Genomic DNA, 26,131 nt, shown 5'->3' on the forward strand with positions numbered 1-26,131 from the left:
TTACCCGACGTGACGATCGCCGTCGCCGAGCCGTCGGCGTCGAAATGCCGCGTCGCAGGTCGTGGCCGCGCTGCGCCGATGGCTGCAGAGCAAAGGAGGCGGAGGGCACCAATCCTCGCCCGCCAGGTTGGTCACGCAGAGCAACCAGGCGGGTTGAGCACGCAGGGTGACGGGTGGTCAGATCAGGGAGGCGCGCAGCGCGGCTTCCTTCTCGGCGACCAGATCCTCCAGGCTCGCCTGGTAGGCGGCCATCCTGTCGCGCAGCACGGGGTCGGAGGCGCCCAGGATGCGTACCGCCAGCAGGCCGGCGTTGCGGGCGTTGCCGATCGACACGGTGGCGACCGGCACGCCGGCCGGCATCTGCACGATGGACAGCAGCGAGTCCATGCCGTCCAGGTACTTCAGCGGCACCGGGACGCCGATGACCGGCAGCGGGGTGACCGAGGCGACCATGCCGGGCAGGTGCGCCGCTCCGCCCGCACCCGCGATGATCACCTGGACACCCCGGCCGGCGGCGGTCCGGCCGTACTCGATCATCTTGTCCGGGGTGCGGTGCGCGGAGACCACACCCACCTCGTACGGCACGCCGAACTCGTCGAGCGCCTCGGCGGCGGCCTTCATGACCGGCCAGTCCGAGTCGCTGCCCATGATCAGCCCGACGGTGCTCATGCCTGCCCCTCCTGGAGCCAGCGGGCGGCACGCGCGGCCCGGGCCCGTACGTCGTCGAGGTCGTTGCCGAGCACGGTGACGTGCCCGATCTTGCGGCCCGGGCGGACCTGCTTGCCGTACAGGTGGACCTTGGCACCGGGCTCGGCGGCGAACAGGTGGTGCAGCCGCTCGTCGATGGAGATTCCGCCCGGCTCGCCGCCGAGCACGTTCGCCATCACCACGACCGGCGCGGTCAGCGAGGTGTCCCCCATCGGGTAGTCGAGCACCGCCCGCAGGTGCTGCTCGAACTGCGAGGTCCGGGCCCCCTCGATGGTCCAGTGCCCGGAGTTGTGCGGCCGCATCGCCAACTCGTTGACGACCAGCCCGGACGGCGTGTCGAACAGCTCCACCGCGAGCAGGCCGACCACGCCGAGCGCGGTGGCCAGGTCGATGGCGAGCTGCTGCGCGGCCACGGCCTGCTCCTCGGGCAGGTCGGGCGCGGGCGCGAGCACCTCGACGCAGATGCCGTCGCGCTGCACCGTCTCCACCACCGGGTACGCGGCGACCTGCCCGAACGGCGAGCGGGCAACCTGCACGGCCAGCTCCCGGCGCAGCGCCACCCGCTCCTCGACCAGCAGCGGGGTGCCACCCGCGAGCAGCGTGGCGGCCAGCTCGCCGGCCTGGCCGGCGTCGTCGACCATCCAGACGCCGCGGCCGTCGTAGCCGCCCCGGGCGGCCTTGAGCACCACCGGCCAGCCCGTCTCCTCGCCGAAGGCGATCAGGTCGGCCGGGGACTCCACCGGACGCCAGGCCGGGTTCGGCGCGCCCAGCTCGCCGAGCCGTTCCCGCATCACCCGCTTGTCCTGCGCGTGCACCAGCGCCTCGGCCGGCGGGAACAGCTTCACGCCCTCGTCGGTCAGGGCGCGGATGTGCTCGTTGGGGACGTGCTCGTGGTCGAAGGTGACCACGTCGCAGCCCTTGGCGAACGTACGCAGCGCGGCCAGGTCGGTGTGGTCGCCGTACTGGACGTCGGCGGCGACCAGCGCGGCGCCGTCGTCCGGGGCTTGCGCCAGCACGCGCAGCGACTGGCCGAGAGCGATGGCGGCCTGGTGGGTCATCCGGGCGAGCTGGCCGCCACCCACCATGCCCACGACGGGGAGACCGGTACGGGAGTCCATAGCGCCGCCAGCCTATAAGGGCCGGTACCGGGCCGGACCGTGAGGGCGGCCCGGGCCGCCCCGCTCAGCCGAGCTGCGCGATCAGCTCGTCGACGCCGGTCACCGGCCGCTGGCAGACGAAGCCCCGGCAGACGTACGCGGCGGGCCGCCCGTCGACGAACGGCCGCCCGGCCAGCAGCGGCACGCCGGGCTGATCCGGGGCGCCGGCCACCACCACCGCGCCGGGCGGGGCGTGGCGCCGCGCCGCGGCCACCAGCGGGTCGCCCTCCGGGTCACCGGTCGCCACCGCGATCTCGTACGGCCCGGACAGCAGCGCCTCGCCGACGGTGGCCGCGTACCCGGTGAACCGGGCGTGCCGGTCGACGATCGGCGCGACAGTCGACAGCGTCTTCTCGGCCGCCTCCCGGTAGCGGGTCTCCCCGGTCAGCGCCGCGTACGCCACGAGGGCCGCGACGATCGCCGACCGGCCCGACGGGGTCGCGTTGTCGGTCGGGTCGGCGGGCCGGGTGACCAGGCGCTCGGCGTCGTCGGCCGTGTCGTAGAAGGCACCGTCCGGGCCGGCGAACCGGGCCAGCGCCACGTCGAGCAGCTCACCGGCCAGGCTCAGCCACCGCCCCTCGCCGGTGAGCTGGTGCATCGCGCAGAACGCCTCGGCCACGCAGCCGTAGTCCTCCAGCACGCCGGCCGGCCCACCCACGATCTTGTCCCGGGAGACCCGGCGCAGCCGGCCGTCCACCAGGTGCGCGGCGACCAGGTGCTCGGCCGCGTCCCGCATCGCGCCGTCGGAGACGATGAGGACGCCGTCCATCAGGTTCGCGTCCTCGTCGTCGGGCGACACGAGAAGCGTGGCGACCTGTTGGAACTCCGCGATGGCGGTGATCGCGAGCCCGTTCCAGGCGGCCACCACCTTGTCGTCGCGGGCCGGCTGAGGGCGGGTGTCGCGGGCGGCCAGCAGCCGGCCCACCACGTCCTGCCAGCGGGCCCGCACCTCGGGGTCGGCGTCGTCGACGTCCCGCGCCAGCCGCAGCACGCTGGTGCCGTGCTCGAACGTGCCGTCGGCGGTGACGCCGAACAGGTCCGCGGCGAACCGGCCGTCGTCCTCCCCCAGCACCTCGGCGAGTTGGTCGGGCGTCCAGACGTAGGTGAGCCCCTCGACGCCCTCGGTGTCCGCGTCGAGGGCCGAGGCGAAGCCCTCACCGGCGCGGTGCAGCTCGTCGGCGAGGAACCGGGCGGTGTCGCGGGCCACCCGGCGGGCCAGCCGGTCGCCGGTGAGCCGCCAGAGCTGGGTGTAGACCCGCAGCAGCAGCGCGTTGTCGTAGAGCATCTTCTCGAAGTGCGGCACGGTCCAGTGGCCGTCCACCGAGTAGCGGGCGAAGCCGCCCGCGAGCTGGTCGTTGAGGCCGCCGCGAGCCATCGCCTCGCAGGTGTGCCGGACGATCTCCAGGCTGCGCGCCGAGCCGGTGCGCTGGTGGTGCCGGAGCAGGAACAGCAGGTTCATATGCGGCGGGAACTTCGGCGCGCCGCCGAAACCGCCGTTCGTCTCGTCGTACTCCCGGGCGAGCTGACCGGCGGCGGCGTCGAGCAGTTCGGCGGTGAGCGGGGCGGTGACGCCGCCGACTGCCTGCGCGCCGCCGATCGCCTCGACCACGGCGGCACCCTGCCGCAGCACCGCCTCGCGCTGGTCGCGCCAGGCGGTGGCGACCGAGCCGAGCAGGCGGACGAAGTTGGCGCGGGGGAAGTACGTGCCGCAGAAGAACGGGGTGCCGTCCGGCGTGGCGAAGACGGTCATCGGCCAGCCGCCCTGCCCGGTCATCGCCTGGGTGGCGGTCATGTAGACCGCGTCGACGTCGGGGCGCTCCTCGCGGTCGACCTTGACGCAGACGAAGTCGTCGTTCATCAGCCGGGCCACTGCCTCGTTCTCGAACGACTCGTGGGCCATCACGTGGCACCAGTGGCAGGCCGCGTAGCCGACCGAGATCAGCACCGGCACGTCGCGCCGCTTCGCCTCGGCGAACGCCTCGTCGCACCACGGCCACCAGTCGACCGGGTTGTCGGCGTGCTGGAGCAGATAGGGCGAGGTGGCCTTGGCGAGTCGGTTCACCACCTGACCCTATCCACCATCGCCTTCCGACGCCGCCGGTGCGGCAGGGGTCAGGAGGCGCCGTCGGCGCGCAGCGGGAAGACGTTGCCGACAGCGGCGTCGCGCAGCGACCCCAGCACCGCGGCGATCTTGTCGGCCGGCATCGGCTTGAAGAAGTGGTAGCCCTGGGCGGCGGTGCAGCCCAGCTCGGCCAGCGCGGTGCGTTGCTCGGCGGTCTCGACGCCCTCGGCCACCACCCGCAGCCCCAGCTCGTGGGCCAGCCCGACGGTGGTCCGGACGATCGCCGCCGCCTCCGGTGAGTCGGCCATCCGGAGCACGAACGAGCGGTCCACCTTCAACTCGTCCACGGCGATCCGGGTGAGGAACGTCAGCGACGAGAACCCGGTGCCGAAGTCGTCCACCGCGAGCTGCACGCCCATGCCGCGCAGCGTGGCCAGCACCTCGTCGATGACCTCCAGCTCGCTCATCACCACCGTCTCGGTGATCTCCAGGACCAGCCGGTGCGGGGGCACCTGGTGGCGGCGCAGCGCCTCCTCGATCTCGGCGGGCAGCCGCGGGTCGAGCAGGCTGCGCGCGGACAGGTTCACCGAGATCGGGACGTCCAGGCCGTCCCGTGCCCAGCCGGAGGCGACCGCCAGCGCCTTGTCCAGCACGTACCGGGTGAAGCTGCCGAGCTGCTCGCTGTTCTCCACCGGGCGGATGAAGTCGGCCGGGCCGAGCCAGCCCCGGCGCGGATGCCGCCACCGGATCAGCGCCTCCACCCCGGTCGGCGCGCCGGTCGCCAGGTCCACCGCCGGTTGCAACGCCAGCACCAGCTGGTCGTCGGCGGCCAGGGCCTCCCGCATCTCCGCGAGCAACGCCAGGTGGTCGGTGCTCGCCGCGTCGCGGGAACTGTCGTACGCGGCGACGCTGCCGCCGCCCTCCTTCGCCTGGTACATGGCGATGTCGGCACGCCGCAGCAGCTCGGTCAGGTCGGCCGCGCCCGCGTCGGCGACCACCACGCCCACCGCCACCTCGACGGACATCCGTACCCCGGCCACCTCGGTCGGAGCGGCGAGGCGCTCGGCGACCTCCCGGGCCTGGCGCAGCGCGTACGCCAGCGGGGCCGTCCGGTCCTCGACCAGCGGAACCGAGGTCAGCAGCAGGGCGAACTCGTCGCCGCCGAGGCGCCCGAGCAGGTCGCCCGGCCGGGTCAGCGCGGCGAGACGGTTGGAGGTGAGCCGCAGCAACTGGTCGCCCGCCGAGTGCCCGAGCGTGTCGTTGACTTCTTTGAACTGGTTCACGTCGAGCAGCAGCAGGGCCACCGGGTGGTCGTGCGCGCGCTGCCGCAGCGCCTGGTCCCCCTTGGCCAGCAGCGCCGCCCGGTTGAGCAGTCCGGTGAGCTGGTCGTGCACCGCGTCGTACGACGAACGGGCGGTGACCAGACGCAGCTCCCGGTGTGTGGCGGCGTCGTGCAGGGCGGCGGCCAGGGCGTCGCCGAAGGCCGCCACGCCGTCGCGTTCCCGCGCGCTCGGCGGGGCGGACCGGGCGAACCGCACCCGCAGGTGCCCGACCTCGGCCGATCCCACCGCGAGGCGCCGCACCAGTTCGTGCTCCCCCGGGTCGGCGCCGGCGGACGGCTCCACCTCCCGGTCGCGGACCTGCCCGCCACGGTCGGCCCGGTAGCGGCGCCAGCGGCCCTCGCCCCGGGCCACGTCGACCTCGACCAGTTCCGCGCCGAACAGGGTGAGCGCGCCGGTCACCGCGGCGGTCGCCACACCGCGCTCGTCGAGCTGGTTGAGCGCGGCGGTGGCCTCGGCGAACGCCCGCCAGGTGCGCCGCTCCTGGTCGGCGCGGAGCCGGTGCCGGTAGGTCTGCTGGAGCAGCCAGAGCGGTGGCGGCAGGAGCAGCAGCCAGCGCGCGTCGAGTTCGAGCAGCGCGACGACCACCAGGCCGACCGCCACGTTGCCGACGAACATGAGCAGCTTGCCGCGCAGCGCGGCGAGCAGCGGCGGCCCGATCGCGATGCCGTGCCGCAGCGCGAGCGTGACGGCGCCCAGGAAGGCGGTGGTCAGCAGGTACGCGACCGCGGCGGCGGTGAGCGTGAGCGCCAGCTCCGGGGTCGGCGCGGCGAGCAGCGGCGGGCCGAGCGCGGTGGCCACGGCCGCGGCGAGCGCGGTGGCGGCGGTGAGCGTACCGGCGATACCGACCAGTTCCAGTGCGGGACGGCGGTCGGAGACCACCGACATCGCGGTCCAGGCGGCGCCCACGCCAAGCAGGGCGGCGGCCGGGAGCCAGCCGGCCGGCACCAGCCAGAGGCAGACCACGAGCGCGGCCTCGCCCCAGGTGATGCTCACCATGCCCGAGGCGCTGCGGAAGCGCAGCCGGGCGAGCTGGGCCACCGCGAACGCGGCGGCGGCGATGCCGAAGCGCGCCGGACCGGGCAGTGCCTCGCCGGCCGGCAGGTGCGACGGGACGGTGAGGCCGAGCGCAGCGGCGAGCAGACCGGTCAGCGCGACCGCGACGGTGAGCAGGACGACGCCCACCGGTGTCCCGCGCAGGCCGATCCGGTCGGGGGAACGGTCGGCCGGCTCGGTGGTCACGGGGCCGCCCCGTCAACGGGTCGGGCCGGGGCATGGTCGGGGGCCGGTGCTGTCTTCGACATCGGCGTCCCCCTTCCGCGCAGGGTCCGGGGCCTGACGGTCCCCCCGGCGGAAGGCTAAGCCAAAGCCGGTGGTCGCAACAGGGGGCGACGACCGGCTTCGACGTGATTCACGCGGTGTTCAGCTGTTCCGGTGCTGCTGGGAGCCGTTGGGCGCGTTCGTCGGTGAATCCTGCTCGACGAGCCCGTCTGTCGGATCGGCGACTGCGGAATCGGCCCGGCCCGGGGCGCCCTGCTGCGGGAAGCGGTCGGGCAGCCGGCGCAGCCGGGCGTTCATGTTGCGGATCAGCAGGACGGTGACGGTGGCCAGCGCGACGATCAGGAAGAGGCCCATCGGACCGGCCAGACCACCCGTGCGGGTGTCACCGAAGTTGTTCTGCGCGAGCACCTCGACGGTGGTCAGCATGGTGTTCCTCCGATGTGCGACTGAGCACCAGGGTAGCCCCCGGCCCGGTCAGTGGGCACGGCACGCCTCACGTACGCCCGCGAACAGGTCGGACTCGGGCAGCGGGCTGTCGACCAGCGAACGGGCGAGTTGGAAGTCCTCCGTCGGCCAGGCGCGCTTCTGCAGCTCCATCGGCACCTGGAACCAGAAGCCGTCCGGGTCGATCTGGGTGGCGTGCGCGCGCAGCGCGTCGTCGCGGACCGGGAAGTAGTCGGCGCACTCGACCCGGGTGGTGATCCGGGCGCCCTTGTCGGGGCGCTCGTCCCAGCGCTTCATCCACTCGCCGTACGGCGATTCGAGCCCTGCGGCGAGCACCGCCTCGTGCAGGCTCATGATCTTGGCGCGGGAGAAGCCCACGTCGTAGTAGAGCTTCAGCGGCTGCCACGGCTCGCCCAGCTCGGGGTGGCGCTCCGGGTCACCGGCCGCGTCGAACGCCGCCACGGTGATCTTGTGGGTCATGATGTGGTCGGGGTGCGGGTAGCCGCCCTCCTCGTCGTACGTGGTGACGACGTGCGGGCGGAACTGCCGCATCAGGCGCACCAGCGGCGCGGCGGCGACGTCCACGTCCTGGAGGGCGAAGCAGCCCTCCGGCAGCGGCGGCAGCGGGTCGCCCTCGGGCAGCCCGGAGTCGACGAAGCCGAGCCACGCCTGCTCGACGCCGAGGATGGCCCGGGCGGCGTCCATCTCGGCGCGCCGGATGTCACCGATGTTCGCCCAGACGTCGGGGCGGTCCATCTTGGGGTTGAGCACGCTGCCCCGCTCGCCACCGGTGGCGGTGACGACCAGGACGTCCACCCCCTCGGCGACGTATTTCGCCATCATGGCGGCGCCCTTGCTCGACTCGTCGTCGGGATGGGCGTGCACCGCCATGAGACGCAGCTGTTCTGCCACCTTCGGCGCTCCTCGTCTGTGCCCGCCGACCGGCCCCCGGGCCGACCGGCTGACCTGCCGGAATCTCCCCCCGCGCCCGCGAAAGCCCCCGTGACGGCCGGCCGGGCCCGCCACCGGAGTGGCCAGGGCCACGCCCGCCGGTCCAGGCCGACCTGCCATCCTTGACTCAGCGCCGGGCTGGGAAGATGGACCTAGCCATTCTTGCCGATGCCGCCGACAACAACGCCAGGAGATACCCGCCGGTGAGCGAGACGCACGCCACAGTCGCCGCGGAGGCGCCGGCCTTCCCGCCGGGCCGCTACGGCCGCCGCCGGGAGCCGGGACGCCGCCGGCCACTCCTGCTCGCCCTCACGGTGACGGTCCTCCTCGCCGTCCTCGGGCTGGGCGCGGCGAAGCTCTACTACCAGTACGGCGACCCGCAGTACCAGGGCGAGATGATCAGCTACACCGACATCACCGACTCCCGGGTGGTGGTCGACTTCCGGGTCACCGTGCCGCCGGGCGGCTCCGCCACCTGTCTGCTGCGGGCCCGCTCCCACGACGGGGCCCAGGTGGGCAGCGCCGAGACCACCGTGACCGCGGAGCCCGGCCAGCGCCACATCCGCACCCGGCAGGAGGTGCCCACGAGCGCCCGGCCGTTCATCGGCGAGGTCCTGCGCTGCCGGCCCGCCGGCTGAGCCGGACCGCCGGCTGAGCCGCCGGCCACCGCACCCCGGCCCGCCACCGGCACCCGGGGTGATTGATCACACCTCGACGCGACCCGCACTGGTAGCCTTGCAAGTTCACCTGTCAGCCAGTCCGCACCAATCGAGGAGACCGCCTGTGTCCACAAATGGAAACGAGGCGCCCGCCACCTGGCTGTCCCAGGACGCCTACGACCGTCTGCAGGCCGAGCTCGACGAGCTGATCGCCAACCGGCCGGTCATCGCCGCCGAGATCAACGCCCGTCGCGAGGAGGGCGACCTGCGGGAGAACGGTGGCTACCACGCCGCCCGTGAGGAGCAGGGCAAGGCCGAGGGCCGCATTCTCTACCTCAAGGAGCTGCTGCGCACCGCCAAGGTCGGTGAGGCGCCGGACACCGACGCGGTGTCGCCGGGCATGGTCGTGAAGATCTACTTCGACGACGACGCCGACGACAGCGAGACCTTCCTGCTCGGCTCCCGGGAGATCGCCTCCACCACCGACCTCACGGTCTACAGCCCCGAGTCCGCGCTCGGCAAGGCGATCCTCGGTGGCAAGGCGGGGCAGACCTGCACCTACACCGCGCCGAGCGGCGCCGATATCAAGGTGACCATCGTCTCCTTCGAGCCGTACAGCGGCTGACCCCTTCCGGACCCGCGCCGGATGGCTCGGGTCCCGAACCCGACCGAGGCTGACAGGCCCTCCTCGGACCCGAGCCGCACACCCGAACGCCCCGACCGGATCATCCGGCCGGGGCGTTCGCGTTCCGCTGTGGTGCTCCCGTTCCGCTCGGGCGTCGCGATTCCGCCGAGGGCTCAGCCCTCGCCGGTGAAGACCACCTGGTAGCCGCTCGCCCGCAACGCGCTGATCAGCGTGTCCGAGTGCTCCACCCCGCGGGTCTCCACGGACAGGGCCACCTCCACCTCGCCGAGGCGCAGGTGCGGGTTGGCGCGCTGGTGCACCACGTCCACCACGTTGGCCCGGTGCTCGGCGATCTCGCCGAGCAGGGAGGCGAGCTGGCCGGGCCGGTCCGTGCAGCGCACGGTGATCCGCAGGAACCGGCCGGCCGCCGCCAGGCCGTGCTCGATCACCCGGAGCATGAGCAGCGGGTCGATGTTGCCGCCGGACAGCACCGCGACGACCGGCGCGGTCACCTCCACCGCGCCGGCCAGCAGCGCCGCCACGCCGACCGCGCCGGCCGGCTCGACGACCTGCTTGCCGCGTTCCAGCAGCATCAGCAGCGCCCGGGAGATGTCCTCCTCGGAGACCGTGACGACCTCGTCGACGAGCTTGCGGACGTGGGTGAAGGTCAGCTCGCCCGGACGGCCGACGGCGATCCCGTCGGCGATCGTCGCGAACGAGGGCAGCCGCATCGGCTCGCCGGCCCGCAGCGAGGGCGGGAAGGCGGCGGCGCTCGCCGCCTGGACCCCGATCACGCGTACGTCGGGACGCAGCGCCTTGGCCGCCACCGCCATGCCCGAGACCAGCCCGCCGCCGCCCACCCCGGTCACGATGGTGCGCACGTCCGGGCACTGTTCGAGGATCTCCAGCGCCACGGTGCCCTGCCCGGCGATGACGTCCGCGTGGTCGAACGGGTGGATGAACACCGCGCCGGTCCGCTCGGCGAAGGTCTGCGCCGCGACGAGCGACTCGTCCACCGTGTTGCCGACCAGCTCGATCTGCGCGCCGTACCCCTTCGTCGCGGCGACCTTCGGCAACGGCGCGTTCACCGGCATGAAGACGGTGGCGTGCGCGCCGACCAGCCCGGCGGCGAGCGCCACCCCCTGGGCGTGGTTGCCGGCGCTCGCCGCGACCACGCCGCGGGCCCGCTCCTCGGCCGAGAGCCGGGAGATCCGCACGTACGCGCCGCGCACCTTGTACGACCCGGCGCGCTGGAGGTTCTCGCACTTGAGCCAGACCGGCCCGTCGAGCGCGGCGCTGAGCGGCCGGGACGGCTCCAGCGGGGTGGTACGGGTGACACCGGCGAGCAGTTCCCGCGCGGCCTGTACGTCGGCGAGACCGACCAGTTCCGTCATGCCCCGATCGTGCCACCCGGGGCGGGCGGAACCTGCGGCGACGTCGGCGCGACCGGCATCGGCGCGGCGGGCGCGGGCCAGCCCGGTTGACCGGGCCAGGCGGACTGGCCGGGCCGGACCGGCTGTCCCGGCCACGCGGGGACGGCCCGCGCGAGCCGGTCCTGCTGGGCGGCGGAGATCCGGCGGATCAGCACGACGAACGCGATCCCGGCGACCAGGCAGGCCACCGCCGGCACCAGCCGGGGCGCGAGCGCGTCCTCGTAGAAGCGCACGTACGTGCCGAACTCCGCGTCGTTGCGGGGCAGCTCGGTCAGCCGGTCGTAGCGCTGCTGCTCGGCCCGGGCGACGAACCGGTCACCGATCAGGAACACCAGCCAGCTCGCCCACCACACCCCGACGAGCCAGGACTGGCGGCGTCGCCAGACGCTGTTACGGAGCAGGTCGGCGAGCACCCGGGCCGGTACGACGAAGTTGGCGAACGGCACCAGCCAGCCGGCGATGGCCCACGCCGGGCTGAGGTTCGGCACCGCGCCCGGGAACGCGTCCAGGTTCTTGCGGGCCCGCCAGGTCCAGATCACCACGAGCGTCCCCGCGGTCAGCAGGGCGAGCAGGTAGGGCAGCGAGAACAGCACCTCGGCCAGCACCGCGCCGAGCAGCACGTCCCGGTCGAGCTGCTCGGCGGCCGAACGGGCCATCCGCACACCCACGAGCGGGAACAGCGCCGTGAGCAGGTAGCACAGGGTGGCGGCGCCGACCGCGATCGCGCCGGCCACGGCCAGGCCACGCACGCCGTACGTGGGCACGCCGGGACTCACGGCGGGCTGACCGACGCGGGTGCCGCAGCGCAGGCACTCCTCATGGGCCGGGGACGTGGGGTCCCCGCAGGTCTGGCAGTGCATCGGGGACCGTCCGAGGTGGTGTGCGCGACAGGGGTGCGCACACGCTAGACGATCACGCGGTGGCCGGCGACCCCGTTCCGACGCGGGGATAGCCGGGTGCGTGCCGGGCCCACGGCGCCTGCATCTCGAACTGGCCGGCCACCCCGAGCAGCAGCAGTTCGGAGCCGGGCGGGCCGACGAACTGCACGCCCACCGGCAGGCCGTCCGGGCGGCGCCCCACCGGCACCACGATCGACGGGAGCCCGGCGATGTTCCACGGCGCCGCGTACGGGGCGTACCTGATGTTGGTCGACATGTTCGCGAGCCAGGAGCGGCCGGACCACCCGGCGGCCTCCGGCGGCGGCCCGGCCAGCGCCGGGGTGAGCAGCAGGTCGATCGAGTTGTCCGCGAAGAAGTGCACGGACCGTTCGCGCCAGGCGGCCCGGTCGGCCTCCCGCACGTACCCCCGGCGCTGCGCCCACTCGCCGAGCGCGACGTGCCGGCGGCTGCGTCGCTGGAGCTGGCGCGGCGCCACCCCGGCGGCGCGCACGTCGGCGGCGGCGGCCGCGAACCAGGTGGCGATGCCCTGGAGGCCGAGCCGGGTCGGGTAGACCGGGTCGGCGGGCACGGTGTCGTGGCCGGCGGCGGCGAGCAGCCGGCCGGCGGCGGCGACCGCGTCCCGGTTCGGCGCGTCCGGCGAGACGCCGCGTACCGGCGACCGCAGCGAGACGCCCACCCGCAGCCGCTCCGGCGGGACCAGCTTGTCCGGCCGGCGGCCGGCCAGCACCGAGAAGCCGACCACCGCGTCGGCGACGGTGCTGGTCAGCATGCCGTGCTCGGTGAGGCCGAACCAGTCGTCCGCACCGAGCTGGCAGGGCACCACGCCCCGGCCGGGCTTGAGCCCGACCAGGCCGCAGCAGGCCGCCGGAATGCGGATCGACCCGAGGCCGTCGTTGCCGTGGGCCATCGGCACCAGCCCGGCGGCCACCGCGGCGGCCGCGCCGCCGGACGAGCCGCCGGGGGTACGCGCCAGGTCCCACGGGTTGCGGGTGACGGCGGTGTCGTCGTCGGTGAGGGCCCACAGGCCCAGCTCCGGCATCCGGGTCACGCCGAGGATGACAGCGCCCGCGCCGCGCAGCCGCCGGACCACCTCGTGGTCGGCCTCCGCCACCTCGGTACGCATGGCGGCCGACCCGTTCCAGGTGGGCAGGCCGGCCACCGGCGTGTTCTCCTTGACCGCCACCGGCACGCCGGCCAGCGGCAGGTTCGCCAGTTCCTCCTGCTCGTCGACCTTCTCCGCCTCGGTGATCGCCTCGCCGCCGCGTACCGTGCGGAACGCGCCCAGCTCGGCGTCGACCCGGGCGACGTGGTCCAGGTGGTCGGCGACGACCTGGGTGGCGGAGACGTCGCCACGGCGTACCGCCCGGGCGATCTGTTTCGCGGTCGTCCCGACCCAGGTCGTCGGCAAGATCTCCGGCACTGCCACCCTCCCCAGCCAGCGGTCAGCCCAGGGCCTGCTCCAGATCGGCGAGCAGGTCGTCGACCGTCTCGATGCCGACAGACAGTCGCACGAGATCGCCGGGAACTTCAAGCGGCGAGCCCGCAGCGCTCGCGTGTGTCATCCGGCCGGGGTGCTCGATCAGGGACTCCACGCCGCCCAGCGACTCGGCGAGCACGAACAGCCGGGCCCGGTTGCAGATCTCCACAGCGTGCTCCTCGCCGCCCGCCGCGCGGAACGAGATCATGCCGCCGAACCGGCGCATCTGCTTGGCGGCCACCTCGTGACCGGGGTGCGACGGCAGGCCCGGGTAGAGAACCTGGGCGACCTTGGCGTGTCCGTCCAGGTAGGCCGCGATCCGCTCGGCGTTGTCGCAGTGCCGGTCCATCCGTACCCCGAGGGTCTTGATGCCGCGCAGGGTGAGCCAGGCGTCGAACGGGCCGTTCACCGCGCCCATCGCGTTCTGGTGGTAGCGCAGCTCCTCGCCGAGCGTGCGGTCCGCCGCGACGAGCGCGCCGCCGACCACGTCGGAGTGCCCGCCGACGTACTTGGTGGTGGAGTGCACCACCACGTCCGCGCCGAACGCGATCGGCTGCTGGAGGTACGGCGAGGCGAACGTGTTGTCGACCACCAGCAGCGCGCCGGCGTCGTGCGCCACAGCGGCCAGTGCCGCGATGTCGGCGATGCCGAGCAGCGGATTGGTCGGCGTCTCCACCCACACGATCCGGGTGGCGCCGGGGCGGATCGCGGCGCGCACGGCGTCCGGGTCGGAGACCTTCGCCGGGGTGTACGCCAGGCCCCAGCGCTCGGCCACCTTGGCGAACAGCCGGTACGTGCCGCCGTAGGCGTCGTCCGGGATCACCACGTGGTCGCCCGGCTTGCAGACGGTCCGCAGCAGCGCGTCCTCGGCGGCCAGGCCGCTGGCGAAGGCGAGCGCCACCGGGCCGCCCTCCAGCGCGGCCAGGCACTCCTGGAGCGCGTCCCGGGTCGGGTTGCCGGAGCGGCTGTACTCGTAGCCCTCGCGGGGCGCTCCGACGGCGTCCTGGGCGTACGTGCTGGTCTGGTAGATCGGCGGGATCACCGCACCGGTGCGGGCCTCCGGGTCCTGACCGGCGTGGATGGCGAGTGTCTCGAAGCCGTGGCTCATGCCGCAGACGTTAGCCCCCCGCCCGGTTCCGCTCCCGGCAACCCGGCGCGAGTCACAACCGCGGAGGTGTCGGGGCGGTCGGCCATACTGGTCCGGTGAGTACGACCGAGGCGCTCCCTTCCCGCCTGCACGGCGTCGCCGACCGGATCCCGGCCTCGCTGGGTCTCCTGAGCGGCCCGCGGTCGGGGCGGGTCAGCTTGCCCGTGCGCCTCGCCTGGTCCGGCCCCGGCGACTATGACGTGGGTGACCCGGGTGAGCGGCTGACCCTCTACTGCCTCCTGCTGGACTGCGGCCAGCGGGACGACATCATCAGATACGTCGACGCCACGCTGCTCCGCCAGGACTGGCCACGTATTCGGCGCTTGACCGCGCGCCGGGTGACCCGGCTCTGGGAGCGGCAACTGCCCGACCTCGTCGCCGGATGATGGACGCACTGCACCGTCGCCTGCTGGAGATCGGTTTCACCGCCGGTGACGACCTGGGACTGATGCTCGCCGGTGGCTACGCCATGTGTGCCCACGATCTGGTCGACCGGCCCTCTCAGGACATCGACTTCGCCACGGCCGCCGCGATTCCGCTCGGTGCCGTGGCGGATCGCCTCGCCGCCGCCTACGCCGCGGCCGGGTTCTCCGCCCGGATCATCGAGTCGACGCCGCGCATGGCTCGCCTGCTGATCTCGGACGACACCTCTTCATGTGAGGTCGATCTGCTCAAGGAGGCACTCGCGCCGCCGGCCCGCATGGCGTTGGGCCCGGTGCTGGCCTTCGAGGACGCGGTCGGGCTGAAGGTCCGCGCGCTACACGACCGTGCTGCGCACCGGGACTACATCGACGTCCGCGCGGCCTCCGAGCGGCTCACCTGGTCGGAGTTGGAGCACCTCGGCGCCCGTCACACCGCCGGGTTCTCGTTGGACGAACTGGCCGACCGGCTGGGTGGTGTGACGGAGCGGGACGGTCGGACCTTCCGTTCGTACGGGCTCACCGAGCAGCAGGTCGACGAGTTGCGCGGATGGGCGCTGCGGTGGGAGGCGGACATCCGGGCGCGCCTCGCCAACGGCGAGACCGGCCCCACCGGCATCCCCGAAGACGACTGGGACGCCTACCTCGACCGCTCCTGACCCCCGCCCGGTTTTGCGCTGATCATGAGGTTGACGGTGCCGGCGGTCCGATTTGTCGCCGCCAGCCTCATGATCACGCTCGCCCGGAGGTGGGGCGGCCGGGCCGGGCCTAGGGTGGGCGGATGAGCGGGTGTGTGTTCTGCGGGATCGTGGCGGGCGAGGTGCCGGCCTTCCGGGTGACCGACGAGCCGGACGGGGTCGCGTTCCTCGACACCCGGCCGGTGTTCAAGGGCCACGTGCTGGTGGTGCCCCGCACCCACCTGGTAACCCTGTCCGACCTGCCCGCCGACGCGCTGCCCGGCTACTTCCGGCTGGTGCAGCGCATCGCCGTGGCCGTGGAGTCCGGTCTGGGATCCGGTGGGACGTTCGTGGCGATTAACAACCGGGTGTCCCAGTCCGTACCGCACCTGCACACCCACGTGGTGCCCCGGACCAAGGGCGACGGGCTGCGCGGCTTCTTCTGGCCGCGTACGCGGTACGCCGACGACGCCGAGGCGACGGAGTTCGCCGGGCGGATCTCGGCGGCGCTGGCCTGACGCCGGCGTGGGCGGGTAAGGAACCGGGGGGCGACGCTGTTGCACACGCTGGGAAAGCCAAGAGAGGAGTCCCACCGTGTTCCTCCGCCGCATGAAGGCCGAAATGATCTCTCCTGACCAGGCCCTGCCGGGCCGTCCGATCGCGATGCCGATCGCCGACCGGCACGAGGTGCTGCCGTCCTCGCTGAAGGGCCCGTTCCCCGAGGGCGCACAGGTCGCCGTCTTCGGCATGGGCTGCTTCTGGGGCGCCGAGCGGCTGTTCTGGACCCTCCCCGGCGTGATCACCACGTCCGCCGGTTACGCGGGCGGGTACACCACCAACCCGACGTACGAGGAGGTCTGCTCCGGCATGACCGGGCACGCCGAGGTGGTCCAGGTGGTCTACGACCCGTCGAAGATCGCCTACGAGGACCTGCTCAAGGTGTTCTGGGAGAACCACGACCCGACCCAGGGCATGCGCCAGGGCAACGACGTGGGCACCCAGTACCGCTCGGCGATCTACACCACGACCGACGAGCAGCTCTCCGCCGCCAAGGCGTCGCGGGACGCGTTCGCGCCGATCGTGGAGCGGGCCGGCAAGGGTGAGATCACCACCGAGATCGCCCCGCTCGGCGACTACTACTTCGCCGAGGACTACCACCAGCAGTACCTGGCTCCGACGAAGAACCCGAACGGCTACTGCAACCACGGACCGAACGGGCTGAGCTGCCCGGTCGGCGTGGCCCGCACCGCGTAGCCAGACCCGAAGCACTGCCCACTCGGGCCCTCGTCCTCCAGGGACGAGGGCCCGAACGCACTGCGGTCAATCGGTGGCTCGGGGATGGCCGGTGCCGGCATGCTTGATCCAGCAGGTCCGGGTCTGGTCGTCGACCAGGTACCAGACGCGGCCGCCGGCGGTGACCTCGTACTGCCACTGCGGCAGGGCCCTGCCGTTGTGCACCGCGGTGGCGAGGGAACCCTTGAGGGGGTGCTGGCGGCTGGTCGGCGGGGACGGGCAGGGGTGCGCCTCGATCGCGTCGAACGCGCCGCGAGTGTTGGCCGCAGCCTGCCGGCACAGCTCCTCCCAGCCCTTGGCCGCGTCATTGGTGGCGAAACGCAGGGTGTACCCACCTGGCCGGGGTGGCGGGGCGGCGCGGTCGCCGCGCTTCGCGCTCACTCGTCGGTCGGGCGCGTGACCGGCCCGAAGTCGTCGGCGCTGGGCGCGGCCAGGATCCGATGCAGATCGGGATCGGCGTGAACCTCGGCGGTGTGCCGCCATTCCGCGAGCAGCTGGGACACCGCCGCGGTGCTGCCGACGGCCGCTGCGGCCTCGGCCGTGGCGATGAACTCGTCGGTCATCTGCTCGGCGTCCCCCTGCGGCAGGAACCGCATCCAGGGCAGCACGGTCGGAAGCGTCTCGCGGACCAGGGCCGGCTCTCGCCGCGCCAGGCCGGCCAGCAGCCGCGCGGTCAGGTCGACCACCTCCCCCTCGGCCTCTGCCCGTTCGGCGGACATCAGCACCAGGTCGGCGGCGTCGCGGCGACGTAGCCGCAGTGCCCGAGTACGGGCCAGCCGCTCCGCGGTTTCCGTCGGCTGGCGCAGCAACTCGGAGAACGGCACGGACTCCAAGGGCATCGACATGACATCAACACTACTTCAGAAGTAGCGCGCTGCGGCATTCCTCACACCCTTGCGGGAGTCGAATCCCGACATCGGGTGGAGCGAGGCAGGAACCGAAGGCGTGACAGGTGACCACCCTGCGTGACGGCGCATCGTAGCAAGCTGTCACACGTTCGTCATCGTCTCAACAGGCGAACTGCAACAAGCTCTGGCAGCATTGGCTCGTATGTGCGGACTTGCGGGAGAGTTCCGCCGTGACGGTTCACGCGCCGACGTCTCGGCCGTGGAGCGGATGGCGGCCACGATGAGTGACCGAGGGCCCGACGACAGCGGCGTCTGGTCGCAGGGCCCGACCGCGCTGGGACACCGGCGCCTGAAGATCATCGACCTGTCCGCGGCGAGCGGCCAGCCCATCGTGGACGCCGCCGCCGGGCTCACCGGTGTCTTCAACGGCTGCATCTACAACTATCGAGAGCTGCGCGCCGAGCTCCAGGCCAAGGGCCACCGGTTCTTCTCGTCGGGCGACAGCGAGGTCGTGATCAAGGCGTACGCCGAGTGGGGGCTCGACTTCGTCGACCACCTGATCGGCATGTTCGCCGTCGCGATCAGCGAGCGCGACACCGGCCGCCTGGTGCTGGCCCGGGACCGCCTCGGCATCAAGCCGCTCTACCTGGCCGAGAGCCCCGGCGTGGTGCGGTTCGCCTCGACCCTGCCGGCGCTGCTCGCCGGTGGCGGCGTCGACACCACCATCGACCGGGTGGCGCTCGCCCACTACCTGAGCTTCCACAGCATCGTGCCGCCGCCGCGCACCATCCTGGCCGGCGTCACCAAGCTGCCCCCGGCCACGGTCCGGGTGTACGAGGCGGACGGCTCCACCCACGAGCGGGTGTACTGGGATCCGGCGTTCAGCCGTGCCGCCGAGCGGGCCGGCTGGTCCGAGCGGGACTGGCAGGACGCGCTGCTCGACTCGCTGACCACCGCCGTACGCCGCCGCATGGTGGCCGACGTGCCGGTGGGCGTGCTGCTCTCCGGCGGCCTCGACTCCAGCCTGGTGGTCGCGCTGCTCGCCGGCGAGGGGCAGGCGCAGTCCGGCCTGGCCACGTTCTCCATCGGCTTCGACGCGGTGGGTGGCCGGGAGGGCGACGAGTTCGTCTACTCCGACCTGGTGGCGAAGACGTTCGGCACCGACCACCACCAGATCCGCGTGCCCACCGGCGACCTGCTGCCGCCGCTGGAGGCCGCCGTCGCGTCCATGAGCGAGCCCATGGTCAGCCACGACTGCGTGGCGTTCTGGCTGCTCAGCCAGGAGGTCGCGAAGCACGTCAAGGTGGTGCAGTCGGGCCAGGGCGCGGACGAGATCCTGGGCGGCTACCACTGGTACCCGCCGCTGGCCGGGGTGGACCGGGAGCAGGCGCTCGAGACGTACGCGAAGGCGTTCTTCGACCGCGACGCGGCCGGACTGGCCCGGGTGCTCAACCCGGCGTGGCTGGCCGACGGCGACCCGGCGCGGGAGTTCGTGGCCGCGCACCTGGGCCGCGCGGGGGCGCAGACCGCCGTCGACGCGGGCCTGCGGATCGACACCCAGGTCATGCTGACCGACGACCCGGTGAAGCGGGTCGACAACATGACCATGGCGCACGGGCTGGAGGCCCGGGTGCCGTTCCTCGACCACGAGTTCGTCGAGCTGGCCGCGAGCTGCCCGCCGGAGCTGAAGCTGGCCCAGGGTGGCAAGGGCGTGCTCAAGGAGATCGGCCGCCGGGTCCTGCCGCACGAGGTCATCGACCGGCCCAAGGGCTACTTCCCGGTGCCCGGTCTCACCCACCTGGAGGGCAAGCTCCTCGACCGGGTACGCGACGCGCTCACCTCGCCGGAGGCCCGCCGTCGTGACCTGTTCCGCGCCGACTACGTCGACGCGCTGCTCGCCGACCCGAATGCCGAACTGACCCCGTTGAACGGAAACAAGCTGTGGCAACTGGGACTCCTGGAAATGTGGCTCCAGAGCCACGGAATCGACTGACCGTGACCGACACCCTCGCCACCGGAACGGCGCGTACCGACCGGGAACGGGTGCTGGGGCGCCGCCGGGAACGCATCGGCCCCGGCGGTGACCCGGTCGCACCGGGTACGCCGGAGCCGCGACAGCCGGAGACCGCCTCCACCGACGCCTCGGGCGTGGTGCTCGACTGCGGCTGGGGCCGGCTGGTGTTCGGGCAGACGTTCGACGACCAGGTGCACGTGGCCGACGTGCTGCGGTCCGAGGCGGTCGGCGCCCGGGACATCTGCATCTACCTGCGCGACCCGCACGTGCTGGTGTCCCGGCTGCCGGACGAGCTGTTCATCGACCCGTCGCTGACCTACCGGCTGCCGCTGGGTGAGAAGCGGCCCGCCGCCACCGAGGGCGGCGAGGTGCCCGGGCTGACCGTCCGGCCGCTGCGTGACGCCGCCGACGCCGAGGCGGTGAACCGGATCTACGCGCGCAACGGCATGGTCACCGCCCCGGTCGAGGTGCTGGTGGACAACGCCGGCACGGACCGGTTCCTGCACCTGGTGGCCGAGGACGCCACCGGTGAGGTGGTCGGCACCATCACCGGCGTGGACCACGTCGCGGTGTTCGGCGACCCGGAGAACGGCGCCAGCCTGTGGTGCCTGACCGTGGACTTCAACACCGCCCCGCCCGGCACCGGCCAGGCGCTGCTCACCGCGCTCGCCGACCGGCTCGACGGGCGCGGCCGGGCGTTCGTGGACCTGTCCGTGCTGGCCGAGAACTCGGGTGCGATCCGGCTGTACGAGCGTCTCGGCTTCCACCGCACCGGCACGCTCTGCGTGAAGCGGAAGAACCCGATCAACGAGCGCCTGTTCCTGCCCGCGATGCCGCAGGGGTACGACGAGCTGAACCCGTACGCGAAGATCGTCGCGGACGAGGCGATGCGGCGCGGCATCCGGGTGGAGGTGACCGACCCGCACTGGGGTGAGCTGAAGCTGACCACCGGCGGCCGGACCATCCACACCCGCGAGTCGCTGTCGGAGCTGACCTCGGCGGTGGCGATGAGCCGCTGCGACGACAAGCGGGTGACCCGGCGCATCCTCACCGAGGCGGGGCTGTCGGTGCCGCGCGGGCGCACCGCGACCGGCGAGCCCGACGACGTGGCGTTCCTGAACGACGTGGGTCCGGTGGTGGTCAAGCCGGCGCGCGGCGAGCAGGGCAACGGCATCACGGTCGGCGTGCGTACGCCGGAGGCCCTGACCGCGGCCGTCGAGCTGGCCCGCCGGTTCTGCCCGGACGTGCTGATCGAGGAACTGCGCGCGGGCGAGGACCTGCGGGTCGTGGTGATCGACCACGAGGTGGTCGCCGCCGCGGTACGCCGCCCGGCGCAGATCACCGGCGACGGCGTGCACGACATCACCGAGCTGATCGAGCGGCAGAGCCGCCGCCGGGCGGCCGCGACCGGCGGCGAGTCCCGCATCCCGGTCGACGACATGACCCGCGAGGTGGTGGCGGAGGCCGGGTACCGGATGCACGACGTGCTGCCGGAGGGCGAGGTGCTGGCGGTCCGCCGGACGGCCAACCTGCACACCGGCGGCACGATCCACGACGTGACAGCCGAGCTGCACCCGGCGATTGCCGAGGCGTGCGTCACCGCCAGCCGGGCGCTGGACATCCCGGTCACCGGGCTGGACCTGCTGGTTCCCGCCCCGGACCAGCCGGAACACGTCTTCATCGAGGCGAACGAGCGCCCCGGACTGGCCAACCACGAGCCGCAGCCGACCGCCGAACGCTTCGTCGACCTGCTCTTCCCGGGTACCCGGGCACCGCAGCGACTCTGGTCGCCTGCCGGTGCGGCAGGCTCTGGGGCATGACCGCACGCAAACCCCAACCGCTCAAGCTCGACCTCGACTACCTCCGCCAGGTGCTGGTGGAGCTGCTGGAGATCCCCAGCCCGTCGGGGCGCACCGACCACATCCAGCAGTACGTGGGCGAGCGGCTCTCCGCGATCGGGATCAGCTCCACGCTGACCCGTCGCGGGGCGCTGAGCGCCTGCCTGCCCGGCCCCCGGTCGACCGGCGCCGACCGGGCGATCGTGGTGCACACCGACACCATCGGCGGCATGGTGAAGCGGCTCAAGGAGAACGGCCGGCTGGAGGTCAACCCGATCGGCACGCACAGCGCCCGCTTCGCCGAGGGCGCCCACGTGCGGATCTTCACCGACGACCTGGAGCGGGTCGTCACCGGCCAGGTGCTGCCGCTGAAGGCGAGCGGGCACCGCTACAACGAGGCGGTCGACCTCCAGGGCGTCGGCTGGGAGCTGGTCGAGGTGCGGGTGGACGAGCCGGTGCACGACGAGGCCGGGCTGCGGGCACTGGGCATCGACGCCGGGGACTTCGTGGCGTTCCTGCCCAACCCGACCATCACCCCGAACGGGTACGTCAAGTCCCGCCACCTGGACGACAAGGCGGGCGTGGCGGCGGTGCTGACCGCGTTCAAGGCGATGGTCGACGCCGGGGTCACCCCGGCGGTCACCGCGCATTTGCTGGTCACCGTCACCGAGGAGATCGGCCACGGCGCCAGCCACGGGCTGGACCCGGACGTCGCGGAGATCGTCTCGGTGGACGCGGCGGTGGTCGCGCCGGGCCAGCAGTCCCGGGAGACCGCTGCCACGCTGGCGATGGGCGACGGGGTGGGCCCGTTCGACTACCACCTGACCCGCAACCTGGCCTCGATCGCCAAGGAGCACGGCGTCGACCTGGTCCGGGACGTGTTCGACTACTACCGCTCGGACGTGGCCGCCGCGGTCGAGGCCGGGGCGCACGCCCGGGTCGCGCTGCTCGGGTTCGGCGTGGACGCCACGCACGGCCACGAGCGCACCCACCTCGACGGCCTGCACCAGCTCACCCAACTGCTCTGCCTCTACCTGCAGAGCCCGCTGGTCTTCCCCGAGTGGGACGCCGAGCCGGAGGGCGACCTGGTTGACTTCCCGTCGCTCGCAGTGCAGCCGGCGAACGAGGAGGGCCCGCGCGAGGGCCCGATCGGCCTGGACTGACGCCTGTGATCGAAATCCGTTGCCGCGGCCGCCGGGAAGTGGATAGCGTGGCGGTACACGGGAAAGGAGGTGGTCCAGACTTGTATAGCAATCGGACTCGTGAGGTGGCTGTCCGCTAGCCGCTGTCCTCGACAGTGAAAACTCGCCCGCCGCGAGGCGGGCACCTGCAGGATCGTCGAGACCGTGTGGCAGCGGTGCGGCGAAACCACGACAGCCACCCGACCCCCGGGGTGCCGGCCCAGTCCAGCCGGCCCGCGCGCGAGCGCGGAAGCCCCGGGGGTCGCTTTATGCGCTCCGGAGGATGCCGTGTCCATGCGTGAGCTGGTGGTGCTCGGTACGGCCAGCCAGGCCCCGACCCGGCAGCGCAACCACAACGGCTACCTGCTGCGCTGGGACGACGAGGTGATCCTCTTCGACCCGGGCGAGGGCAGCCAGCGGCAGATGCTGCACACCGGGATCACCGCCACCGACCTGACCCGGATCTGCGTCACCCACTTCCACGGCGACCACTGCCTCGGCCTGCCCGGCACGATCCAGCGGCTCTCGCTGGACCGCGTACCGCACCCGGTGGCGGTGCACTTCCCGGCCGGCGGCGCCGAGTACTTCGCCCGGCTGCGCCACGCCTCCAGCTTCTACGAGACCGCCGAGCTTTCCGTCGAGCCGATCGACACCGACGGGCAGCGGATCACGCTGGGCGTCGGCACGCTGGAGGCCCGCCGGCTGCGGCACCCGATCGAGACGTACGGGTACCGCCTGGTGGAGCCGGACGGCTGCCGGATGCTGCCGGAGCGGCTGGCCGCGTACGGCATCGCCGGCCCGGACGTGGGGCGACTGCTGCGCGACGGCCACCTGGACCGCGACGGACGCCGCGTCACCCGCGACGAGGTGAGCGTGACCCGGCCGGGGCAGCGGTTCGCGTTCGTGATGGACACCGGGCTCTGCGACGGCGTGTACGCGCTGGCCGAGCACGCCGACCTGCTGGTGATCGAGTCGACGTTCCTGAAGTCGGAGGCGGCGCTCGCCGCCGAGGTCGGGCACCTCACCGCCGGCCAGGCCGCGCGGGTGGCGGCCGAGTCGGGGGTACGCACGCTCGTGCTCACCCACTTCTCCCAGCGGTACGCCGACCCGCGCCGCTTCCACGACGAGGCCCGGGAGCACTTCACCGGTGATCTGGTGATCGCCGAGGATCTCCAGACGGTGCAGGTGCCGCCCCGGCGGGTACCGTCGCCCGGGTGACGATCTCCCTACGTTCCGCGACCGAGGCCGACCTGATGGCGGTCGGCGCCCTGCACCAGCGCTCACGGGTGGCGGCGTACTCGTCGTTCCTGCCGCCCGAGGCGCTCGCCGACCCGACGCCGGAGGCGATGGGCCGTTACTGGGTGGAGCGGCTGACCTGGGAGGGTGCCGACCACCGGATGACGGTGGCCGAGCGGGACGGCCGGCTGGTGGGCTTCAGCTATCTCGGGCCGGACGACGAGGGCGACCCGGCGACCGGGCTGCTCAACGCGATCCACCTGGAGCCGTCCGAGCGGGGCCGGGGCACCGGCCGGGCGCTGATGGTGGACGCGCTCGACGCGATGCGGGCCCGGGGATGGACGCGCGCGGTGCTGTGGGTGCTGCGGGACAACGCCGTCGCGCGGGGGTTCTACGAGCGCGGCGGCTGGACCGCCACCGGTGAGCAGCGGGACGAGCACATCGGCCGGGTGCTCGTCCCCCAGCTCCGCTACGCCCGCCGCTTGTAAGGAAGGGCCCCTTCTTAACGCCCCCGGTAGAGGAAGGGCCCCCTTTTAACACCGAGTGTTAAAAGGGGGCCCTTCCTTACACCGCAGGGTCAGCGGGCGCCGAGGTGGGCCAGCAGGTCCTGGCGGGTCAGCACGCCCTTGGGCTTGCCGTCGACCAGCACCAGCGCCGCGTCCGCCTTCTCCAGCAATCCGACCGCTTCGCTCACCGGCTGGCCGCCGCCGATCATCGGCAGCGGCTCGCCCATGTGCCGCTCGATCGTGTCGTGCAGGTGGGCCTGGCCGGTGAACAGCGCGTCGAGCAGGTCCTTCTCGGCGATCGAGCCGGCCACCTCACCGGTCACCACCGGCGGCTCGGCCTTGAGCACCGGGAGCTGGGAGACCCCGTACTCGCGCATGTAGTCGATGGCGTCGCGGACCGTCTCGGTCGGGTGCACGTGCACCAGCTCGGGCAGGCCACCGGGCTTGCCGGTGAGCGCGTCGGCGACGGTCGGCTCGGTGCCCGAGTCGTCAAGGAAGCCGTACCGGGCCATCCACTTGTCGTTGAAGATCTTCGACAGGTAGCCCCGGCCGCCGTCCGGCAGCAGCACCACGATCACGTCGTCCGGGCCGGCCTTGCGGGCCACCTCCAGCGCGCCCACCACGGCCATGCCGCAGGAGCCGCCGACCAGCAGACCCTCCTCGCGGGCCAGCCGGCGGGTCATCTCGAAGGACTCCTTGTCCGACACCTCGACGATCTCGTCGGCGATCCCCCGGTCGTACGTCTCCGGCCAGAAGTCCTCACCGACGCCCTCGACCAGGTACGGCCGGCCGGTGCCGCCCGAGTAGACCGAGCCCTCCGGGTCCGCGCCGATCACCTTGACCCGGCCCTCGGACGCCTCCTTGAGGTAGCGGCCGATGCCGGAGATGGTGCCGCCGGTGCCGACGCCCGCGACGAAGTGGGTGATCTTCCCCTCGGTCTGCCGCCACAGCTCCGGACCGGTGGTCTTGTAGTGCGAGCGCGGGTTGGCCGGGTTGCTGTACTGGTTGGGCTTCCACGCGCCGGGGATCTCCCGGGCCAGCCGGTCGGAGACGTTGTAGTAGGAGCGCGGGTCCTCCGGCGCGACGGCGGTCGGGCAGACCACCACCTCGGCGCCGTACGCGCGCAGCACGTCCTGCTTGTCCTGGCTGACCTTGTCGGGGCAGACGAAGACGCAGCGGTAGCCCTTGAGCTGGGCCACCAGGGCCAGCCCGACGCCCGTGTTGCCGCTGGTCGGCTCCACGATCGTGCCGCCCGGCCGCAGGATGCCCGCCTTCTCGGCGTCCTCGACCATGCGCAGCGCGATCCGGTCCTTGACCGAGCCGCCCGGGTTGACGTACTCCACCTTCGCCAGCACGGTGGCCTGGATGCCCTCGGTGACGTTGCGCAGGCGTACCAGCGGGGTGTTGCCGATCAGCTCGACGACGTTGTCGTAGTACTGCACCTCGTTGTGCCCTTCGTCGCGCCGCCGTCGGTTCCGGCGGCCGGTCAGCCCTCAGTTCGCCGACCAGCGTACGTGCCGTCAGGGCACCACATGCCCGGGGATGACGGAGCTGCGACGTGCCTCCCACTCCAGGAACCGCTCGGTCTCGGCGAGCACGCTGCCCGCCAGCCAGGTGACCATGACCGCGTCGTCGGCCAGCCCGAAGATCGCCAGCGGGATCTCCGGCAGCAGGTCGATCGGCGAGACGATGTACGCCGTCGCCCCGGCCATCAGCGCCAGGCGCAGGCCGCCGTCGTACTCGCCCCTGCTGGTTGCGCGGATCATCCGCGGCAGCGCCGCCAGCCGTGCCCCGAGCGACGGTCCGCCCCGCGTACCCGCCGCCAGCGCCCGGGCCAGCGCGGCGAACGCGGCGCTGCGCTTCAACGTCTTCCCCATGATGTCGCCCCTCTCCGCCCGACATGGTGCGGCCCGGTGGCAAGCCCGCGTCCGCTGCC

General features: G+C 73.0%; 25 protein-coding genes. 11 read left to right on the forward strand and 14 right to left on the reverse strand.

Annotated elements, in window-relative coordinates:
- Window positions 1–177 precede the first annotated feature (177 nt).
- The 6 genes from purE to mca form a co-directional block, all read right to left on the reverse strand.
- Window positions 178–669 carry a 5-(carboxyamino)imidazole ribonucleotide mutase gene (gene purE / locus ACN27C_RS02785; protein ID WP_422750368.1) on the reverse strand — a complete coding sequence of 164 codons (492 nt, stop codon included), beginning with the start codon at window positions 667–669 and terminating at the stop codon, window positions 178–180.
- The gene (locus ACN27C_RS02790) at window positions 666–1,826 is read right to left on the reverse strand and encodes a 5-(carboxyamino)imidazole ribonucleotide synthase (RefSeq protein WP_269702106.1); all 1,161 of its coding nucleotides are present in this window, start codon (window positions 1,824–1,826) and stop codon (window positions 666–668) included. The genes purE and ACN27C_RS02790 overlap by 4 nt, the downstream gene beginning before the upstream one ends.
- Before the next feature lie 64 nt (window positions 1,827–1,890).
- Window positions 1,891–3,927, reverse strand: a complete 2,037-nt coding sequence (locus ACN27C_RS02795; protein WP_422750369.1) for a thioredoxin domain-containing protein — start codon at window positions 3,925–3,927, stop codon at window positions 1,891–1,893.
- 50 nt (window positions 3,928–3,977) lie between these two features.
- A complete protein-coding gene (locus ACN27C_RS02800; protein ID WP_205776135.1) occupies window positions 3,978–6,473 on the reverse strand; it encodes a putative bifunctional diguanylate cyclase/phosphodiesterase in 2,496 nt (831 codons plus the stop codon).
- A 216-nt stretch (window positions 6,474–6,689) separates the two neighbouring features.
- Entirely contained in the window at window positions 6,690–6,974 is a 285-nt protein-coding gene (locus ACN27C_RS02805; RefSeq protein WP_120571568.1) for a hypothetical protein, read from the reverse strand.
- Between the two features lie 48 nt (window positions 6,975–7,022).
- On the reverse strand, window positions 7,023–7,904 hold the full coding sequence (mca, locus tag ACN27C_RS02810) for a mycothiol conjugate amidase Mca (RefSeq protein ID WP_120571569.1): 882 nt from the start codon (window positions 7,902–7,904) through the stop codon (window positions 7,023–7,025).
- 242 nt (window positions 7,905–8,146) lie between these two features.
- Here mca and ACN27C_RS02815 point away from each other — a divergent pair, with 242 nt between their 5' ends.
- Window positions 8,147–8,581: a DUF4307 domain-containing protein gene (locus ACN27C_RS02815; protein ID WP_121684807.1), complete on the forward strand. Its 435-nt coding sequence runs from the start codon at window positions 8,147–8,149 to the stop codon at window positions 8,579–8,581.
- A 145-nt stretch (window positions 8,582–8,726) separates the two neighbouring features.
- Complete coding sequence (greA, locus tag ACN27C_RS02820; protein ID WP_013284133.1) at window positions 8,727–9,227, forward strand: transcription elongation factor GreA; 501 nt, start codon at window positions 8,727–8,729, stop codon at window positions 9,225–9,227.
- A gap of 173 nt (window positions 9,228–9,400) precedes the next feature.
- Here greA and ilvA read toward each other — a convergent pair whose 3' ends face one another.
- The 4 genes from ilvA to ACN27C_RS02840 form a co-directional block, all read right to left on the reverse strand.
- Window positions 9,401–10,621 carry a threonine ammonia-lyase gene (gene ilvA, locus ACN27C_RS02825; protein WP_121684808.1) on the reverse strand — a complete coding sequence of 407 codons (1,221 nt, stop codon included), beginning with the start codon at window positions 10,619–10,621 and terminating at the stop codon, window positions 9,401–9,403.
- Window positions 10,618–11,424, reverse strand: a complete 807-nt coding sequence (locus ACN27C_RS02830; protein ID WP_358169543.1) for a DUF4328 domain-containing protein — start codon at window positions 11,422–11,424, stop codon at window positions 10,618–10,620. Before ACN27C_RS02830 ends, ilvA begins: the two co-directional genes overlap by 4 nt.
- Before the next feature lie 148 nt (window positions 11,425–11,572).
- Window positions 11,573–12,985 (reverse strand): amidase, encoded by a 1,413-nt coding sequence (locus ACN27C_RS02835; RefSeq protein ID WP_121684810.1) that lies wholly within the window; start codon window positions 12,983–12,985, stop codon window positions 11,573–11,575.
- 16 nt (window positions 12,986–13,001) lie between these two features.
- On the reverse strand, window positions 13,002–14,144 hold the full coding sequence (locus ACN27C_RS02840; protein ID WP_121684811.1) for a cystathionine gamma-synthase: 1,143 nt from the start codon (window positions 14,142–14,144) through the stop codon (window positions 13,002–13,004).
- A 95-nt stretch (window positions 14,145–14,239) separates the two neighbouring features.
- Here ACN27C_RS02840 and ACN27C_RS02845 point away from each other — a divergent pair, with 95 nt between their 5' ends.
- From ACN27C_RS02845 to msrA, 4 genes are all read left to right on the forward strand, one after another.
- Window positions 14,240–14,569: a hypothetical protein gene (locus tag ACN27C_RS02845; RefSeq protein WP_422750370.1), complete on the forward strand. Its 330-nt coding sequence runs from the start codon at window positions 14,240–14,242 to the stop codon at window positions 14,567–14,569.
- Window positions 14,566–15,261, forward strand: a complete 696-nt coding sequence (locus tag ACN27C_RS02850) for a nucleotidyl transferase AbiEii/AbiGii toxin family protein (protein ID WP_422750371.1) — start codon at window positions 14,566–14,568, stop codon at window positions 15,259–15,261. Before ACN27C_RS02845 ends, ACN27C_RS02850 begins: the two co-directional genes overlap by 4 nt.
- 122 nt (window positions 15,262–15,383) lie before the next feature.
- Window positions 15,384–15,797 (forward strand): HIT family protein, encoded by a 414-nt coding sequence (locus ACN27C_RS02855; RefSeq protein WP_091330180.1) that lies wholly within the window; start codon window positions 15,384–15,386, stop codon window positions 15,795–15,797.
- 76 nt (window positions 15,798–15,873) lie between these two features.
- Entirely contained in the window at window positions 15,874–16,533 is a 660-nt protein-coding gene (gene msrA / locus ACN27C_RS02860; protein WP_422750372.1) for a peptide-methionine (S)-S-oxide reductase MsrA, read from the forward strand.
- Between the two features lie 66 nt (window positions 16,534–16,599).
- Here the strand turns inward: msrA and ACN27C_RS02865 are convergent, their stop codons facing one another.
- Entirely contained in the window at window positions 16,600–16,953 is a 354-nt protein-coding gene (locus tag ACN27C_RS02865; RefSeq protein ID WP_030271227.1) for a hypothetical protein, read from the reverse strand.
- On the reverse strand, window positions 16,950–17,417 hold the full coding sequence (locus tag ACN27C_RS02870; protein WP_013474063.1) for a hypothetical protein: 468 nt from the start codon (window positions 17,415–17,417) through the stop codon (window positions 16,950–16,952). The genes ACN27C_RS02865 and ACN27C_RS02870 overlap by 4 nt, the downstream gene beginning before the upstream one ends.
- 205 nt (window positions 17,418–17,622) lie before the next feature.
- On the opposite strand from ACN27C_RS02870, the gene ACN27C_RS02875 reads away from it, so the two are divergent.
- The 5 genes from ACN27C_RS02875 (at window position 17,623) to ACN27C_RS02895 (ending at window position 24,177) form a co-directional block, all read left to right on the forward strand.
- Window positions 17,623–19,413, forward strand: coding sequence for an N-acetylglutaminylglutamine amidotransferase (locus tag ACN27C_RS02875; RefSeq protein ID WP_252449805.1), 1,791 nt, complete (start codon window positions 17,623–17,625; stop codon window positions 19,411–19,413).
- Between the two features lie 2 nt (window positions 19,414–19,415).
- Window positions 19,416–21,254 carry an N-acetylglutaminylglutamine synthetase gene (ngg, locus tag ACN27C_RS02880; RefSeq protein WP_120571579.1) on the forward strand — a complete coding sequence of 613 codons (1,839 nt, stop codon included), beginning with the start codon at window positions 19,416–19,418 and terminating at the stop codon, window positions 21,252–21,254.
- Window positions 21,251–22,435: an osmoprotectant NAGGN system M42 family peptidase gene (locus ACN27C_RS02885; protein ID WP_422750374.1), complete on the forward strand. Its 1,185-nt coding sequence runs from the start codon at window positions 21,251–21,253 to the stop codon at window positions 22,433–22,435. The genes ngg and ACN27C_RS02885 overlap by 4 nt, the downstream gene beginning before the upstream one ends.
- Before the next feature lie 306 nt (window positions 22,436–22,741).
- Window positions 22,742–23,671, forward strand: coding sequence for a ribonuclease Z (locus ACN27C_RS02890; RefSeq protein WP_422750375.1), 930 nt, complete (start codon window positions 22,742–22,744; stop codon window positions 23,669–23,671).
- Window positions 23,668–24,177 carry a GNAT family N-acetyltransferase gene (locus ACN27C_RS02895; RefSeq protein WP_396781943.1) on the forward strand — a complete coding sequence of 170 codons (510 nt, stop codon included), beginning with the start codon at window positions 23,668–23,670 and terminating at the stop codon, window positions 24,175–24,177. The genes ACN27C_RS02890 and ACN27C_RS02895 overlap by 4 nt, the downstream gene beginning before the upstream one ends.
- Window positions 24,178–24,266: 89 nt before the next feature.
- Here ACN27C_RS02895 and ACN27C_RS02900 read toward each other — a convergent pair whose 3' ends face one another.
- Together ACN27C_RS02900 and ACN27C_RS02905 are read right to left on the reverse strand one after the other, a co-directional pair.
- Window positions 24,267–25,637, reverse strand: a complete 1,371-nt coding sequence (locus ACN27C_RS02900; protein ID WP_422750376.1) for a cystathionine beta-synthase — start codon at window positions 25,635–25,637, stop codon at window positions 24,267–24,269.
- A gap of 78 nt (window positions 25,638–25,715) precedes the next feature.
- On the reverse strand, window positions 25,716–26,072 hold the full coding sequence (locus ACN27C_RS02905) for a YkvA family protein (protein ID WP_120571584.1): 357 nt from the start codon (window positions 26,070–26,072) through the stop codon (window positions 25,716–25,718).
- Between the last annotated feature and the right edge of the window lie 59 nt (window positions 26,073–26,131).

It is taken from the genome of Micromonospora sp. WMMD1219 (assembly GCF_049315215.1).
Taxonomy (GTDB): domain Bacteria; phylum Actinomycetota; class Actinomycetes; order Mycobacteriales; family Micromonosporaceae; genus Micromonospora; species Micromonospora tulbaghiae.